This is a genomic window from Flavobacterium johnsoniae (assembly GCF_030388325.1).
GTDB lineage: Bacteria > Bacteroidota > Bacteroidia > Flavobacteriales > Flavobacteriaceae > Flavobacterium > Flavobacterium johnsoniae_C.
Genome location: NZ_CP103794.1, coordinates 128,753 through 145,697 on the forward strand (window position 1 = coordinate 128,753; position 16,945 = coordinate 145,697).

The 16,945-nt window shown below is 32.5% G+C and carries 18 protein-coding genes and 1 tRNA gene; 13 read left to right on the plus strand and 6 right to left on the minus strand.

The annotated features are described in order from the left end of the window. The first annotated feature begins 30 nt into the window (after positions 1-30). A complete protein-coding gene (locus NYQ10_RS00650) occupies positions 31-2,520 on the plus strand; it encodes a DUF5686 and carboxypeptidase regulatory-like domain-containing protein (RefSeq protein WP_289878460.1) in 2,490 nt (829 codons plus the stop codon). A gap of 174 nt (positions 2,521-2,694) precedes the next feature. On the opposite strand, the gene NYQ10_RS00655 is transcribed toward NYQ10_RS00650, so the two are convergent. The 4 genes from NYQ10_RS00655 to NYQ10_RS00670 all read right to left on the minus strand — a co-directional run bounded on the left by NYQ10_RS00655 (position 2,695) and on the right by NYQ10_RS00670 (position 6,104). Next, positions 2,695-3,573 (minus strand): cation diffusion facilitator family transporter, encoded by an 879-nt coding sequence (locus NYQ10_RS00655; RefSeq protein WP_289878461.1) that lies wholly within the window; start codon positions 3,571-3,573, stop codon positions 2,695-2,697. An 87-nt stretch (positions 3,574-3,660) separates the two neighbouring features. Continuing rightward, positions 3,661-4,974 carry a UDP-N-acetylglucosamine 1-carboxyvinyltransferase gene (murA, locus tag NYQ10_RS00660; RefSeq protein WP_289878463.1) on the minus strand — a complete coding sequence of 438 codons (1,314 nt, stop codon included), beginning with the start codon at positions 4,972-4,974 and terminating at the stop codon, positions 3,661-3,663. Positions 4,975-5,077: 103 nt separating this feature from the next. Further along, a complete protein-coding gene (locus NYQ10_RS00665; protein ID WP_289878464.1) occupies positions 5,078-5,803 on the minus strand; it encodes a DUF4290 domain-containing protein in 726 nt (241 codons plus the stop codon). 4 nt (positions 5,804-5,807) lie between these two features. Further along, positions 5,808-6,104, minus strand: a complete 297-nt coding sequence (locus NYQ10_RS00670; RefSeq protein ID WP_035649758.1) for a DUF493 family protein — start codon at positions 6,102-6,104, stop codon at positions 5,808-5,810. Between the two features lie 264 nt (positions 6,105-6,368). On the opposite strand from NYQ10_RS00670, the gene NYQ10_RS00675 reads away from it, so the two are divergent. The 6 genes from NYQ10_RS00675 (at position 6,369) to NYQ10_RS00700 (ending at position 12,348) form a co-directional block, all read left to right on the plus strand. Beyond that, positions 6,369-7,280: an alpha/beta hydrolase family protein gene (locus NYQ10_RS00675; RefSeq protein WP_289878465.1), complete on the plus strand. Its 912-nt coding sequence runs from the start codon at positions 6,369-6,371 to the stop codon at positions 7,278-7,280. Positions 7,281-7,765: 485 nt separating this feature from the next. Next, positions 7,766-8,299, plus strand: coding sequence for an ATP-binding protein (locus tag NYQ10_RS00680; RefSeq protein ID WP_289878466.1), 534 nt, complete (start codon positions 7,766-7,768; stop codon positions 8,297-8,299). Positions 8,300-8,363: 64 nt separating this feature from the next. Beyond that, positions 8,364-10,259, plus strand: coding sequence for a RecQ family ATP-dependent DNA helicase (locus tag NYQ10_RS00685; RefSeq protein ID WP_289878467.1), 1,896 nt, complete (start codon positions 8,364-8,366; stop codon positions 10,257-10,259). After that, positions 10,259-11,206 (plus strand): methionyl-tRNA formyltransferase, encoded by a 948-nt coding sequence (gene fmt, locus NYQ10_RS00690; RefSeq protein WP_289878468.1) that lies wholly within the window; start codon positions 10,259-10,261, stop codon positions 11,204-11,206. The genes NYQ10_RS00685 and fmt overlap by 1 nt, the downstream gene beginning before the upstream one ends. Before the next feature lie 180 nt (positions 11,207-11,386). Next, a complete protein-coding gene (locus NYQ10_RS00695) occupies positions 11,387-11,659 on the plus strand; it encodes an HU family DNA-binding protein (protein ID WP_008464760.1) in 273 nt (90 codons plus the stop codon). A gap of 128 nt (positions 11,660-11,787) precedes the next feature. Then, the gene (locus NYQ10_RS00700; protein ID WP_184167397.1) at positions 11,788-12,348 is read left to right on the plus strand and encodes a YqgE/AlgH family protein; all 561 of its coding nucleotides are present in this window, start codon (positions 11,788-11,790) and stop codon (positions 12,346-12,348) included. Here the strand turns inward: NYQ10_RS00700 and NYQ10_RS00705 are convergent. Both NYQ10_RS00705 and NYQ10_RS00710 read right to left on the minus strand, forming a co-directional pair. Continuing rightward, complete coding sequence (locus NYQ10_RS00705; protein WP_289878469.1) at positions 12,345-13,181, minus strand: aminotransferase class IV; 837 nt, start codon at positions 13,179-13,181, stop codon at positions 12,345-12,347. The genes NYQ10_RS00700 and NYQ10_RS00705 overlap by 4 nt on opposite strands. Positions 13,182-13,235: 54 nt before the next feature. Continuing rightward, positions 13,236-13,628 carry an START-like domain-containing protein gene (locus NYQ10_RS00710; RefSeq protein ID WP_184167403.1) on the minus strand — a complete coding sequence of 131 codons (393 nt, stop codon included), beginning with the start codon at positions 13,626-13,628 and terminating at the stop codon, positions 13,236-13,238. Positions 13,629-13,783: 155 nt separating this feature from the next. Here NYQ10_RS00710 and NYQ10_RS00715 point away from each other — a divergent pair. The 6 genes from NYQ10_RS00715 (at position 13,784) to NYQ10_RS00740 (ending at position 16,898) form a co-directional block, all read left to right on the plus strand. After that, positions 13,784-13,857 (plus strand) — tRNA-Met (locus tag NYQ10_RS00715). A 93-nt stretch (positions 13,858-13,950) separates the two neighbouring features. Next, positions 13,951-14,229 (plus strand): hypothetical protein, encoded by a 279-nt coding sequence (locus NYQ10_RS00720; protein ID WP_289878470.1) that lies wholly within the window; start codon positions 13,951-13,953, stop codon positions 14,227-14,229. A 100-nt stretch (positions 14,230-14,329) separates the two neighbouring features. Further along, positions 14,330-15,046, plus strand: coding sequence for a type 1 glutamine amidotransferase (locus tag NYQ10_RS00725; RefSeq protein WP_289878471.1), 717 nt, complete (start codon positions 14,330-14,332; stop codon positions 15,044-15,046). Positions 15,047-15,271: 225 nt separating this feature from the next. Then, positions 15,272-15,790, plus strand: a complete 519-nt coding sequence (locus NYQ10_RS00730; RefSeq protein WP_289878472.1) for an RNA polymerase sigma factor — start codon at positions 15,272-15,274, stop codon at positions 15,788-15,790. Positions 15,791-15,836: 46 nt separating this feature from the next. After that, complete coding sequence (locus NYQ10_RS00735; protein ID WP_223709135.1) at positions 15,837-16,046, plus strand: hypothetical protein; 210 nt, start codon at positions 15,837-15,839, stop codon at positions 16,044-16,046. A gap of 9 nt (positions 16,047-16,055) precedes the next feature. Next, positions 16,056-16,898 (plus strand): FecR family protein, encoded by an 843-nt coding sequence (locus NYQ10_RS00740; protein ID WP_289878473.1) that lies wholly within the window; start codon positions 16,056-16,058, stop codon positions 16,896-16,898. The last annotated feature ends 47 nt before the right edge of the window (positions 16,899-16,945 follow it).

The following is a 16,945-nucleotide window of genomic DNA, read 5'->3' on the forward strand; positions in this document are numbered from 1 at the left end:
ATTTTATTTTTGTAGGAGAAAACTACTTCCATGAAAAACTTTACCTTATTTGCCTTCTTACTTTTTTCCATTTCCAATTTTGCCCAAATTAAAGGGACTATCACCGATGAAAAAGGAAATCCTCTTCCTTTTGTATCTGTTTTTGAAGAAAACACATACGCTGGCACCACTTCAAACGAACAAGGAAAATATCAGCTGAATGTAAAAGAAATTGGTCAGAACAAAATTATTTTTCAATATCTAGGTTTTAAAACACAGAAACTGACTGTTGCATCTGGTTCAAAAACAATCACTTTAGATGTTAAACTTCAGGAAGAAAGTTTTGCTTTAAATGAAGTAGTTATCGATCCTAAAAACAATCCTGCAAATGCCATAATTAGAAGTGCGATTGCAAACAAAAAAGAGAATTCGGATAAAACTGGGCGCTTTACAGCCGATTTTTATTCGAAAGGAATGTTTAAAGTTAAAGATCTTCCTAAAAAAATTCTCGGTCAAAAAGTAGATCTTGGCCCAGATATGGCTTCTAATTTGGATTCAACTGGAACAGGAATTTTATATTTATCTGAAACCATTTCGAAAGTTACTTTTGAAAAACCTTCCAAATTAAAAGAGAAAATCATCGCCTCAAAAATTTCTGGAAATAATAGAGGTTATAGCTATAATACCGCAGCTTTATCTACTTATGATTTTTATGATAACACTCTGGATTTTGATGTCAAAATGATTTCTCCTATTGCCGATAATGCTTTCAATTATTATAAATATAAGTTAGAAAGTACATTTTATGACGAAAATAAACAGCAGATTAATAAAATTAAGGTAATTCCGAAACGTGATAAAGAACCCGTTTTTGAAGGCTACATTTATATTGTAGACGATAGTTTTGCCATTTATGCTATAGATTTAGATATTAAAGGCTACAGAATGAAAAATGAATTAACTGAGACGATGAGTTTAAAACAAAGTTTCAGCTATAATGCCAAAAATAAAATCTGGTCTAAAAACGCACAGACACTTTCTTTTAATGCAGGCCTTTTTGGAATAAAGTTTTCTGGAAATTTCAATTACGTTTATTCTAATTATGAATTTCCTGCTGCTTTCGAAAAGAAAACTTTTGGAAATGAAATAGTTGCTTTTGAAGAAAATGCGAATAAAAAAGATGATGCTTTTTGGAATGAAATTCGTCCAATTCCGTTAACTATTGAAGAAAGCAACGATTATGCAAAAAAAGACAGTCTTCAAACTATCAGAAAATCAAGAAAATATACTGACTCTATTGATGCCAAAAACAATAAATTTAAAGTTTGGGACATTTTAATGGGCTATGATTACAAAAATACTTTTAAAAAATATTCTTTTGAATATAAAGGTCTTCTAAATATTTCTTCTCTAAGTTTCAATACCGTTCAAGGATTCAACTTAGATTCTGGTTTCTCTTTTAGAAAATGGGACGAAGAAAAAGGAAAAAGCACTTCCATTAGCACAACTTTTAATTATGGTTTTTCAGACGAACGTTTCCGAGTGATTGGCGAATTTAGCCATCGTTTTAATAACATCAATTATGCAACAATTTGGGCGTCTGGAGGAACTAAAACCGTACAATTTAATAACGCTGAACCGATTACCAAATTTGTAAATTCAATTAGTTCTTTATTTTTTAAAGATAATTATATGAAACTATACAATTTGGAGTTTGCTCAGATAAATTACGGTCAAGATATTGCAAACGGAATAAATCTTACCGGAAGAATTGGTTATGAACAGCGAAAACCGCTTTTCAATACGACTGATTATTCGTTCTTTAAAAAAGATGATTTTTACAGTTCTAACAATCCTTTAGCGCCAAATGATTTTACAACGCCTGCTTTTAATCAGCATCATTTATTTAAAGCGCTTATAACGACAAGAATTAATTTTGGGAATAAATATATTTCTAGACCCGACGGAAGATATAATTTCAAAAACGATAAATATCCAACTATTTATTTAGCGTTTGAAAAAGCTTTCGCGGCAAGCGAAAAGAAATACGAATATGAAAGACTTGGCGCCTCAGTACAATATGATTTGCCTTTAAACAATAAAGGTGTTTTAGGAACAAATTTTAGAGCTGGAAAATTCTTTAATGCGGAAAACATTTCGTTTATCGACTACAGACATTTTAACGGAAACCAAACCCATATAGGAACAAGTGATCGTTATTTAAATGTTTTTAATCTGATGCCTTATTATTCAAACAGCACAAATGATAGTTATTTTGAATTGCATTCAGAATATAACGACACTGGTTTTATTATGAATAAAATTCCACTTTTAAATCTTTTAAAATCGACTTTAAATCTTGGCTTTCATGCTTTGGCAATTCCAGACAGAAAACCTTACTCTGAATTTACGGTTGGTTTAGACAATTTAGGTTTTGGAAAATTTAAATTATTCCGAGTAGATTATGTACATTCTTACCAAAGCGGAATACAGCAAAATGGAGTTGTATTTGGGTTGAAGATTTTGAATGTGTTAGATTAAGGTACAAAGTAGCAAAGTAACAAAGGAACAGAGTTTTTTTATTGAAACTAAAAAACCCGTTTATTCTTTAATAAAAGAATAAACGGGTTTTTATATTAATATTTTCTCTATTTGAGCAAAGTAGAAAATCTCATTAAGCAGAAACCTTTGTCCCTTTGTTACTTTAAACCTTGTTTAACAATGATAATCATCTGGTTCAATGTGTATCAAAACATTTCCTAACTGTGGAATTTGTTCTTTTAAAGTATCTTGCAATTTATGAGATAAATCATGCCCTTCTTTTACCGAAATTTTTGCCGAAACAATCGCGTGTAAATCTACATGATAACGCATTCCCGCTTTACGGATAAAACATTTTTCGGTTCCAAGAATCCCTGGAACTTGTAAGGAAACAACACGAATTTCTTCTACTAAATCATCGTTTAGATTTTCGTCCATGATTTCACCAAGCGCAGGTCTGAAAATTTTATAACTATTATACAAAATAAAAAACGCTGCGAAAAGTGCCGCCCAATCATCTGCAGATTCGTAGCCTTTTCCCATAATCAAGGCAATCGAAATTCCGATGAAAGCCGCTACAGAAGTTATTGCATCACTTCTATGATGCCAAGCGTCTGCTGCTAGAGAAGAACTATTGGTTTGTTTGCTTCGTTTCATGACAATTCGAAAAGAGTACTCTTTCCAGATAATAATCGCGCCTAAAACGTACAATGTCCAAGACTTAGGCAAATCGTGCGAAGTTCCAATATTAGCAATACTTTCGTAACCAATAATAGTTGCAGAAGTGATTAAAAATCCAACAACTAAGAAAGTAATCAAAGGTTCTGCACGTCCGTGACCATACGGGTGATTTTCATCCGCAGGCTTATTAGAATATTTGATTCCGAATAAAACCAAACACGACGAAAATATATCTGTAGTCGATTCAATCGCATCTGCAATGAGGGCATATGAATTGCCAAAAAAACCTGCGAGACCTTTTATAAGGGCCAGGCAGGTATTTCCTATTATACTAAAAATAGTAGCTTTTACAGCTTTTTGTTCGTTTGTCATTCAGACTATTTTTTTACCACGAATTCACGAATTTTTATTTTCAAAGATTATAAAAAAATAATTCGTGAATTCGTGGCTAATCAACTTTTAAGCTCTTACGATTTTTGCACCGATTGCTCTTAAACGCTCATCGATACGCTCGTATCCACGGTCGATTTGTTCAATATTTTGAATCGTACTTGTTCCTTTTGCAGAAAGCGCCGCAATCAATAATGAGATTCCTGCACGAATATCAGGAGAAGACATTGTTGTTGCTTTCAATTGAGATTCGAAATTATGCCCCATAACAACAGCTCTGTGCGGATCGCATAACATGATTTTTGCTCCCATATCGATTAATTTATCCACGAAGAATAAACGGCTTTCGAACATTTTTTGGTGAATTAAAACGTCTCCTTTTGCTTGAGTTGCTACAACCAAAACGATACTTAATAAGTCAGGTGTAAATCCTGGCCAAGGTGCATCTGCAATTGTTAAAATAGAACCGTCGATATCTGTTTTTACTTCGTATCCATTTTTGTGAGCAGGAATGTAAATATCATCATTACGTTTTTCGATTGTAATTCCAAGTTTTCTAAAAGTATTCGGAATCAAACCTAAATTTTCCCAGCTAACATTTTTGATTGTGATTTCGCTTTTTGTCATAGCCGCAAGACCAATCCAAGAACCGATTTCGATCATATCAGGAAGAATTCTGTGCTCGCAACCACCAAGACTTTCAACACCTTCAATAGTCAACAAATTAGAACCAACTCCAGTGATTTTTGCTCCCATAGAGTTTAGCATTTTACACAATTGCTGTAAATATGGCTCACAAGCAGCATTGTAAACTGTAGTTTTTCCTTTTGCTAAAACAGCAGCCATTACAATGTTTGCAGTTCCAGTTACAGAAGCTTCGTCAAGAAGCATATCTGTTCCTTGCAATCCTTCTTCTGGAGATTCTACTCCATAAAAATGATCTTCTCTGTTATATCTAAATTTTGCTCCAAGGTTAATAAAACCTTCAAAGTGAGTATCTAATCTACGGCGCCCAATTTTATCTCCTCCAGGTTTTGGAATATATCCTTTTCCGAAACGAGCCAAAAGAGGTCCAACAATCATGATAGAACCACGAAGCGCTCCACCTTCTTTTTTGAAAGCTTCTGTTTCTAAATATCCAACGTTAACTTCATCAGCTTGAAAAGTAATTGAACCTGGTTCGTTACGTTGAATTTTCACACCTAAATTCCCCAACAAAGTGATTAATTTATTGATGTCTATAATATCAGGAATGTTATTAATTTTTACTTTCTCTCCTGTTAGAAGCACGGCACATAAAATTTGTAATGCCTCATTTTTTGCTCCTTGCGGAGTGATTTCTCCTTTTAAAGGAGTTCCTCCTTCGATTTTAAAAATTCCCATAGATCTTTGTTAAGGTTCTTTTAAAGTTTCTAAGATTCTGAGATTCTAAGACCATAAGTCAAAAACTTAGCATCTTAGCAACTTAGTAGCTTAGCAGCTTTTTTTATTTTTGATTATTATTTTTTTGAAAATTCTTTTTTTGTCCGCCTTTGTTGTTATTGTTCTTGTTATTCTGAGTTTTAGGCTGAGTTCCAGAAGCTGTTTTATTAGACATACGCTTGTTTGTACGCATTAAATCTGTTGTGTTTAACAATTCTTCTGTACTGTGCAACAGGTTTATTTTTCCTCCAGACAATTCATATAAATGCTCAAAAATCACATCATCTTTTACGGTGTCTTTGTTCCAACTTAAAAACGACTTTTTCATGTGGTTGGCAATTACCATCACCAATGCATTTTTCATTTCACCTTCTTCCCATTTATTGGCAACATCAATCATATATTTGATGTTATTTCCATAAAACCTGTATTTCGGGAAGTTCTGCGGATATTGTAATATCTCTGGTTTTAGTTGCAAAACATCTCTTGACGGAATTGGATAAGGAGATTCTACATTAAGCTTAAAATCAGACATTATAAAAAGCTGATCCCAAAGTTTATGCTGAAAATCTGGCACGTCACGCAAATGCGGGTTTAAGCTTCCCATAACCTGAATGATATATTTTGCCGCTTTATTACGTGTTTCATCATCTTCGATTGCGGTAGCCTGATCGATCAATTTTTGTAAATGACGACCATACTCTGGAATAATTAATCGCTGTCTTTCAGAATTATATTCTAAATTGTAAACAACGTCGCTTGCGGCTTCTCTTTTATATTTTTCGATCATAAGTTTATAATGAAACTATACCTTCTATTGTAGAAACTTCTTTGTATTTACTGATCACATCGTCTGAGCTGTGCATTGTAACATCTACAGAAACGCTGGTAAATTTACCTGTTTTTGATTTTGTTGTTTTGATAACAGCTCCCATTCTGTCAAAAGCTTTTTCGACACGCTCCACATTATCGGCTACAGACGGAACAATAAATTTGTATAAATATTCTGCTGGCCAAGTATTTGCGTTATCTAGTTCTAATTTTAATCTTTCGTAAAATTCGGCTGTATTTTTTTCTTTATCGTTCTCCATTCGTAATTAAAAATAAACGCAAATATACGTTTTTGATTTCAGATTTCAGATTTTAGATTTTAGATTTTTTGACTCTAAAAATAACGATGTTTTTTTGCCACGAATTACGCTAATTAACACAAATTATTCAATCCTAAAATTCAATTTCATCAATTTTAAGTAACTTGGCGAATCAAAAAAAATAAAAATTAGCGAAAATTCGTGGAATTCGTGGCAAAAAAACTTTGCGACTCCGCGACTTTGCGAGATTAAAAACACAACAGAATGAAAAAACTCCTTTTACTTTTTATCGTACTTATATTTAATACTATTCAAGCACAAGAAGTCAAAACTCTGACTTATTTCCAAAACGACACTTTAAAACTAGATTTAGATTTATATCTGCCAAAGAAAAAAGCTGGTGAAAAAATTCCGTTAATTATGTTCGCTTTTGGCGGCGGATTTTCTGGCGGAGAACGTACAAGTGAAAAAGATTTCGGAAAATTTATGGCACAAAATGGTTATGCTGTTGCGAGTATTTCGTACAGTTTATACATGAAAGGAAAAGATTTTGGTTGCAAAGGAACTTTAACTGAAAAAATAAAAGCGATACAAATTGGTGTGAGTGATATGTGGCAGGCAACAGCTTTCTTAATTGAAAATGCTGATAAATATAATTTAGACACTTCAAAAATCTTCATTTCTGGAATTAGCGCTGGTGCTGAAATTGGTTTTCAAGCTTCTTTTTGGGATTATAAATTGATGAATTTATACAAAAGTAATCTTCCAGAAAATTTTAAATACAAAGGTTTTATCGGCGGTTCGGGTGCGATTCAGGATATTAATTTGATTACGAAAGAAAAAGCAATTCCGATGTTATTGGCTCATGGAAGCAATGATGATACCGTTCCATACGCCGCAGGCTCTCATCGTTCTTGCCCAACAAATGCTTCGGGTTGGTTGATTCTTTTTGGCTCTTATGCGGTTTATAACCAAATGAAAGATTTGCATAAAGACATTGAACTGATTACTTTTTGCGGCGGCGGACATGAATTCTCAGGTTATCTTTTTCACGAAGGACAGCAATATGTTTTAGATTTTGTGAATGATGTTTTGAATGGGAAGAAATTTGAATCGCATTTGATTGTGCCTTCTAAAAAAGGAAAAGGTTCTGCGAGATATTCATTTTGTGAATAATTTGTTTGGCTAAAGCCAATATCCAAAATCATTTAATCCGTTGGTTAAAACCAACGGCAATTCAAATCAAAACTGCTCCAGCGGAGCAAAATATTTATAGCAAATATAATTTTCCAGCATCAGAAAGCTCCAGCGGAGCGGCATATAAATTATTCAAAAATATGTCGCTCCTCCGGAGCTTTACACTTTTGATTATTATTTTTTTCTATAAATATTTCGTCCCGCCGGGACTTTGTTATTTCTAAAAAACTAATTTTCAAAATAATTCCAAAAACAAAACCATGCCTCTCTTCTAGCCCTGATGGTCCCGAAATTTCGGGAGGAAATCCTTTTGCTTTTTCCTTTAAATAGCAAAAGATTGCAGCGGACAGCAGTCCCGAAGTCTCGGGACATGACTATAAAAAATGCCAAATCTTTCGCTTCAAGTAAAAATTCTTTTTAATTATGAATAAGTTTAGGTAAATTTGCCCTTTATTTTTAGAATAGTGCAAAAAGAAATTATAGTCCTACTTGGCGGACCTGGTACTGGAAAATCAACACTTATTAACGAATTGGTAGCTCGTGGCTTTTGTTGCTATCCTGAAATTTCTAGACAGGTTACTATGAAAGCGCAGCAGGAAGGTATTGAACAACTGTTTCTGGAACAGCCGCTTTTGTTTAGCCAAATGCTTTTGGAAGGACGTATTGAACAATACAAAAATGCTCTTGACGAACCTGATAATGTGGTTTTTATTGACCGAGGAATTCCAGACGTTGTAGCTTATATGGATTATATTGGCGATGAATACCCGGAAAATTTCACAAAGGCTTGTGAAGACTATAAATATACCAAAACTTTTATTTTGCCGCCTTGGGAAGAAATTTACCAAAGTGATGCCGAACGCTATGAAAATTTTGATCAAGCAGTTAAAATTCAGGAACATCTTATTGAGACCTATAAAAAATATGGGTATGAACTGATTGAGGTTCCAAAAGATACGGTTGAAAACAGAATTCTTTATATCTTAGACAAAATTTAGCGAAAGGTTTTAAAGTTGCAAAACTAGAACTGTTTTCTAAATTTTTAACTTTAAAACTAACGCGATGCTTGGAGCGCAGGATATCCTTCTAAAATACTGGAAACACGACAGTTTTAGACCTTTGCAAAAAGAAATTATTGATTCTGTTCTTGAAGGACAGGATACTTTTGCTGTACTTCCGACGGGTGGCGGAAAATCGGTTTGTTTTCAGGTCCCCGCTATGATGCAGGAAGGAATTTGTCTCGTAATTTCGCCTTTGATTGCCTTGATGAAAGACCAGGTAATGAATTTGCAGAAAAGAGATATTAAAGCAATTGCGCTTACGGGCGGAATTCATACAGAAGAATTGATTGATCTTTTGGATAATTGCCAGTACGGTAATTACAAATTTCTTTACTTATCTCCAGAGCGCTTGCAATCGGATTGGATTTTGGAACGCATTAAAAATCTCCCGATAAACTTAATTGCTATAGATGAAGCGCATTGTGTTTCGCAATGGGGACACGATTTTAGACCCGCTTATCTGAAAATTTCGGAACTTAAAAAGTTTTTTCCTAAAATTCCGTTTTTGGCTTTGACTGCGACGGCTACTCCTAGAGTTATTGAAGATATTAGAACGCAATTAGAATTAAAAAATCCGAGACATTTTCAGCAATCTTTTGAACGTAAAAATATTGCTTACATGGTTTTTGAAGTAGAAGATAAACTTTATAGAACCGAACAAATTCTTAAAAAAAATCCGCAACCTTCTATTATATATGTTCGAAATAGAAAGGCATGTTTGAATATTTCTTCGCAATTACAATCTTTAGGATTTACAGCAACCTATTACCATGGCGGTCTTTCTGCAAAAGAAAAAGATAAAAACATGGAATTATGGATGTCGGAGCAAGCACAAGTTATTGTGGCAACGAATGCTTTTGGAATGGGAATCGATAAAGACAATGTAAAAACCGTTATTCATACACAGCTTCCAGAAAATTTAGAAAATTATTACCAAGAATCTGGGCGAGCAGGACGAAACGGCGCTAAGGCTTTTTCGGTTTTGCTTTATAATAATTCAGATGCAATTCAGACCGAAGAGCAGTTTTTAAACATTCTTCCAGACAAAAAATTTCTAAAAACGATGTACAATAAATTGTGCAATTATTTTCAGATTGCGTACGGCGAAGGTTTAGATGAATCTTTTTCTTTTAAAATGAATCATTTTTGTAATAAATACGATTTTCCGACTTTAAAAACATATAATGCTTTACAGTTTTTAAATCAGCAGGGAATTATTACGATGTCTCAGGAATTTTCGGAAAAAATCAATATTCAGTTTTTAATTGAATCCAAAGAAGTGATTCGATACATGAGTTTGAATCCGAATGATGAGGAAATTATTTTAGCAATTTTGAGAACTTATCCCGGAGTTTATGAAGTAAAATCGAATTTGAATCTGGGTTTAATTGCAAAAAAATCTAATCGCTCTGAAGAACAAGTCATTGCGCTTTTAGAAAAACTGAAAGAGAAAGAAATTATAGAATACAAATCTAAAAACAACGACGCTACCATATTATTTAATGAAGTTCGCGAAGACGATCATACTATTAATAGAGTTTCGAAATATTTAGAAAAACAAAATCTAGTTAAAAAAGAACAGCTTTTATCTGTTTTGCATTATATAAAAGAAAACAAAACGTGCAAAAACAGATTGGTTTTGGATTATTTTGGAGAAGAAACCAGCGAAAATTGCGGTATTTGTTCTTACTGCATTACTCAAAAAGGAAAAATTACGGAAGCCGATTCGATCGCAGATAAGATTTTATCTTTGCTAAAAACTGCTTCTTTGACTTCGAGAGAAATTGAAAACCAGATAAAAATGGACGCAAAAGACATTATTTCGGTTCTTCAGGAATTGCTCGAAAACAATCACATCGTTATACAAGCGAATAATAAATACACTTTAAAATCATAATGGAGAAATTGAGAATTATTTTTATGGGAACGCCAGAATTTGCTGTAGGCATTTTGGATACCATTCTTAAAAACAACTACGAAGTTGTCGGCGTGATTACTGCTGCAGACAAACCAGCAGGACGCGGACAAAAAATAAAATATTCAGCAGTAAAAGAATATGCGCTTGCAAACAATCTTACTTTATTACAGCCAACCAACTTAAAAGACGAAAATTTCTTAGCAGAATTAAAAGCTTTAAATGCCAATTTACAAATTGTAGTGGCGTTTAGAATGTTGCCAAAAGTAGTTTGGGAAATGCCAAGTTTAGGAACCTTCAATCTTCACGCTTCATTATTACCAAATTATCGTGGTGCTGCGCCAATTAACTGGGCAATTATTAATGGAGAAACAAAAACGGGCGTTACGACTTTCTTTATCGATGATAAAATTGATACTGGCGCGATGATTTTAAATTCTGAAATTGCAATCGAGCCAGAAGAAACAGCAGGACAATTGCACGACCGTTTAATGGAATTGGGAAGCACTACTGTTATTGACACTTTAAAAATTATTGAAAATGGAAATGTAACCACAACCATTCAAGAAGATAATGACGATATTAAAACAGCTTACAAATTAAATAAAGAAAACTGCAAAATAGACTGGACAAAATCTGGATCAGAAATCAATAATCTGATTCGAGGTTTAAGTCCATATCCTGCTTCTTGGTGCTTTTTGAAAGATCAAGGCGAAGAGTTAAACATCAAAATTTACGAAGCAAAACTAGTCTCAGAATCACATTCTTATGAGATTGGAAAGTTAATTAGTAGTAAAAAAGAAATCAAGATTGCAATAAAAGATGGCTTTATTCAGTTATTAAGTCTACAATTTCCAGGAAAAAAGAGAATGCTAGCTTCCGAAATATTAAATGGAGTTAGCTTTTCCGAAGCTGCAAAAGTCTATTAAGCTCAGTAAAACAGGGGTTTGTACTTGCTTTTCATCGATGAACAACATCGTTTATGAACAAAAAAAGCAAGTTATTAACAATTTTTGCTAAAATTAAAGAAAACACTTGCACGCAACGGATTTCCTACTAAATTTGTGTATTAACAATTTTTTTTAACCAACAATTAATAACTAATTATTATGAACAAATCAGAATTAATCGATGCTATCGCTGCTGATGCAGGAATCACAAAAGCTGCGGCGAAATTAGCTTTAGAGTCATTTTTAGGTAATGTAGGAACTACTTTGAAAAAAGGTGGAAGAGTTTCATTAGTAGGATTTGGATCTTGGTCAGTTTCTTCAAGAGCGGCAAGAGATGGTAGAAACCCACAAACAGGAAAAACTATTAAGATCGCAGCTAAAAACGTTGTAAAATTCAAAGCTGGAGCTGAATTAGAAGGTGCAGTGAACTAAGTAAGAAAGTTCTCTAAACTTATAATATAATTAAAACCTTCCTTATGGAAGGTTTTTTTTTGCGGTTTAACGATTTTTTTTGTGATTTTAATTTTTTTATGACTAAATTTAATAAAAATTGTAACCGTATGATTTCAGAAAAATTAAAAAAAGGACACCTGCTTATTGCCGAGCCTTCAATAATTGGAGATTTATCTTTTAACAGATCGGTAATTTTATTAGCAGACCATAACAAAGAAGGATCAATAGGTTTTATAATTAATAAGCCATTAAAATATACCATTAATGACTTAATACCTGAAATTGAAGCCAACTTTAAGATATACAACGGAGGACCTGTAGAACAAGACAACCTTTATTTTATTCATAATATTCCAGACTTAATTCCGAACAGTGTTGAGATTTCTAATGGAATTTATTGGGGAGGTGATTTCGAGTCAACAAAGGATCTAATCAACAGCGGAGCTATTAGCAAAAATAATATTCGCTTTTTCTTAGGCTATACAGGTTGGGACGAGAATCAGCTTGAAAACGAAATGCAAGGTAACTCCTGGATTATTGCTGATAATAATTATAAAAATAAAATTATCGGAAAATCTACTACTCATTTTTGGAAAGAGCAGATTATAGAACTTGGAGGCGATTATCTTATTTGGTCTAACGCACCAGAAAATCCATATCTGAATTAATTTTCAGAAATGGATTCATTAAGTTTCTGCACTAATAAATGAGCCAGATTCGTTGTAAAATCTTTTTTTCGATATTTAGTTATCGGCTGTATTCCTGTGATTACATTTGTTAGAAATAATTCGTCTGCTTTTTGAAGATCAAACGGTGAAATTATCTCTTCTAAAACCTCTATACCTTCTATTTTTTTCGCTAATGCTAGAATTTGTTTACGCATTATACCATTTAAAGCTCCTTCTGAAATTGGAGGCGTAATCAGTTTTTTTCCAGAAACCATAAAGATATTTCCTTGAAGCAACTCTACCACATTTTTACTGTCATTCAGTAAAATACAATTTGCTAAGCCGTTTTCGTCTGCGAAAATACTTCCTGTTATATTAATCATCTTATTTGTTGTTTTAAGAGATGATAACAGTTGTTTTGTTACATAGAAATCTTTATATAAATCTACTTCGTATTCGTTTGCATTTATACTGTAAGCTTTATTTGGAAGAGAAATAGCATTTATTAAAAACGAAATTTCATTGCTTTTAGGAAGATACAAACCACCATCATTTCTAAAAACAGTAATTCTAGCTCTTGCCGAAGATGCAATATTCAATTGATTAACTAAATTGAGAATTTGTTCTTCAAAATATTCCATTGTAAAATTCATCGGAATCATCATTCTAACCACACGCATTGAAGCCATTAATCTAAAATAATGATCTTCAAGAAACAAGATTTTTCCGTTGACAATTTTTACTGTTTCAAATACTCCGTCACCATACAAAAAAGCGCGGTTTAGAGTTAGTATATTATCTTCTTGCGCTATGTTTCCGTTAAAATTAATCATAAAAAAACCCTGAATTTTGTTCAGGGCAAATATAAGGTATAAAATAGACTTTTACTAAACAGAACCGATAAGATGTTTAAGATCAGAAATCTGATTCTCCCACAATTGTTTAGCCTCGCCAATTTCTTCTTTCTCAGCAAAATCAACTACCATAAGCGATACATCTTTAGTTAATTCATCAACTAAAATATGCAATTCGAAAAAATATTCTGTGTCTTTGCTGCTGTCATCAACCCATTTGAATTTTACTTTTTCTCCAGATTTTTTTGAAGCAAGACGTGCTTTTTCTTGTGAATCATTCCAGATGAACGTAAAAAATTCACCTCTTGAATTAACATTGTCAGCAAACCACTCTGATAAACCTGACGGTGTTGATATATATTGATACAATAATTGCGGCGAAGAATTGATCGGAAACTCGATTTCGTAACGTATTTTTGAATCCATGTGCTACTTTTAATTTTTTTGGAAATATAAGAATATATGTCCAAAAACAATGCGTTTTTAAAAATATTTTTTTTTCTTCAAAATATTCTTGTGTGCTTTAATATTATTTCTATCTTTGCACCCGCAATGAAGGAAACAATCCTACTAGCAGTCCAGGCGAGGTAGCTCAGTTGGTTAGAGCGCAGGATTCATAACCCTGAGGTCACGGGTTCAACTCCCGTCCTCGCTACGAAAAGGCAAAACCCTTAAACAGAAATGTTTAAGGGTTTTTTAATTTGAATTAATGCTTTTTTTAATAAAGATCTTTATTAAATTAGCATTTTTGAAGAAAGTAATTTGGAAATGTATGGATATAGTTAAATTTAAAATCACATCAAAAACAATAAAAGTGGAAGTAAGAAATTCCAACAATTATGTTTTTAATTTTAATACTGCTTTAGAAATCGAAAAAGCAGATAAAGATGTTCTATTAAAACTTTACAACGCTTTAGACTTGCTTTTTAAAAAAGAAAATACGCCTGAAATAAAAAACTACATTTCACCAAATCAAACTAATATTTTAGATCAGATTTCTGATGCAGACAATTTAGAGCAGAAATAAAATATCAGTTCCGTTAAGCTGGACTATTATTTTAAAATTAAAGCTGGACCAGTAAAAATGTTCTTTATCAAAATAAATTTGATATAATTTATTAGACAAAATGAACATACACTTTATACAACACGAAACTTACGAAGCTCCAGGCGCATATCTTTCTTGGGCAGAAAGCAGAAACTGCAAAATTTCTTTTTCTAAAGTTTTTCAAAAAGACGTTTTGCCCTATTCAATAGAGTTTATAGACATGCTCATTATAATGGGAGGACCTCAAAGTCCAAATACTACAATTGAAGAATGTCCTCACTTCGACGCTGATGCTGAAATCAGATTAATACAAAAATGCATTTCTGCAGGAAAAGCAGTTGTTGGTGTTTGTTTGGGTTCCCAATTAATTGGAGAAGCTTTAGCAGCAAGATTTAATCATAGCCCCGAGAAAGAAATTGGTGTATTTCCGATAACCTTAACCGAAGACGGAAAAAATGACGAGAAAATAAATCATTTCGGAAATATCTTAAATGTCGGACATTGGCACAACGATATGCCCGGTTTAACAAAAGAAAGTAAAGTTTTGGCTTTTAGCGAAGGCTGTCCAATTCAAATTGTTTCTTATTCTGATCTTGTTTATGGTTTCCAATGCCATATGGAATTAACAACGGAAGTCGTTTCTCTTTTAATTGAAAGCGAAACGGATTTATTGGACAAAAGCACAAAACATCTATTTGTTCAAAATCCTGAAACTATTTTATCTCATAATTATAATGAAATGAATGAAAAACTGTTTCAATTTTTAGATAAACTAATCTTTACTTACAAAAACTAAAATTTATCATTTTAATAAAACACAAAACCCTTAAGCAAAATGTTTAAGGGTTTTTAATTGAAATAAATTGTAACATTTCTTCAACACTTACGTCTAATCTTGAATAAAAATGCGGTTCTTTGTAACTTATTACATTCAATATTTAAAATTCTCTAAATTTTGAATGCAATAATATTGAAACCAATGAGTTTAGATTAGTTAAAAACTGGTCGCGATATTTTCGTTATGGACAATAAAAAGTTTATTTTAAGTTTAAAAAAAGGTAATGAAGCAGCTTTTAAAGAAGTTTACTTCAACTATTACGATAAACTTATCAATATTGCCCGCCGGTTTAATTCTTCTGTCTTAACTCCCGAAGACTTTGTTCAGGAAACTTTCATCAGATTATATAATAAACGAGAATTATTGCACGAAGATGTTTTGCTAGACAAACAATTATTTACCATTTGCAAAAACATTATTCTCAACCACATTAATAGAGAAAACAAAATAATTCAGCTTGATCCTCAAGTTGATATCTTACAGGAAGAAACTGATTCTGGAATTTTTGATGAAAGGAAAGAAAAACTCCACAACTTCATTAGTCAGCTTCCTGAGCAACAGCAAAAAATATTTACTTTACACAAACTGGAAAACCTTAGCTATAAGGAGATTGCAGAAATAACGGATCTTTCTGAAAAGACCATTGCCAATCACATTTATCTTGCCAGCAAATTTATTCGAAAAAAAATCGAAAACCATTAGGAACTTTTCTGTTCTCGTTTGTTATCTATAAAAAACAAGGACAGAAATGCATATTGAAGCATATAAAACTAATGTAAGAACTAAAAAAGAGGCAAGTTTACTTGTGGCTCATTTACAGTTCATCATTTCAGATTGTATTATCAATTTTGATAAAAAAGGCCGTGAAAATATCCTTAAAATCGAAACCAATCGTGAAATCAAGGAAATGGTTTATGGTGTTTTTACCAAACAAGGATTTCATTGTCAAATTATTTAATATCAAAAAATGGATAAGAAAAAACTTGACGATGCATTTGAAAAAGCATGGAATGAAACTCCAACTTCACATTCAGAAAATGAGAAAGAAGCTTCTTGGGAACAATTTCATGCCGCAACTTTTGCTAAAAAGAAAACAAAATCTAAACCTTGGCGTTATTACGCTGCGGCTTCGGTTTTGCTTTTTGTACTTATTGGAACTGGAATTTTCTTAAATAAAAATTCTCTAACCGAAAGTAATGTTATTGCCGAAACGATTATCGAAAATACTTCTTCGGCAATAAAATATGTGACTTTACCAGATAGTTCAAAAGTAGAATTGAGTCCAAATTCTAAAATTTCTTACGGAGCAAATTTTGCTTTAAATAGAAAAATTGAAATAGATGGTGAAGCTTATTTTAAAGTTAAAAAAGACAAACAACATCCTTTTCAGGTTTTCTGCGACGAAACTACAACGACAGTTTTAGGAACATCATTTATTGTAAAAGAATCTGAAAATGAACAAATAACCGTTGAACTTTTTGAAGGAAGCGTTCAGATGAATGTAAAAGGTCAAAACCAAAAATGGATTTTAAAACCTGGCGAGAAATTTACATACGGAAACCATACCGCAGCCGTAACCGAATTTAGTCGTTTTGTAGATTTTGACAACGAAAAACTTTCTGACGTAAGTAAATATATCGAAGAAAATTATGGTTATAAAGTGATTCTTCCTAATGAAAATCTAAATCAGAAAATTACAATCCGAATCAATAAAAAAGAGGATTTAAAGATAATTGTACAATTAATATCAGAAATGTATAACCTAAATTTTGAGATCAATGAAGATTTAAAACAGATTACTTTTCAATAGAAAAGAAAAAAGGATGTAAGCCGCGAAACTCCACATCCTCCTCATAT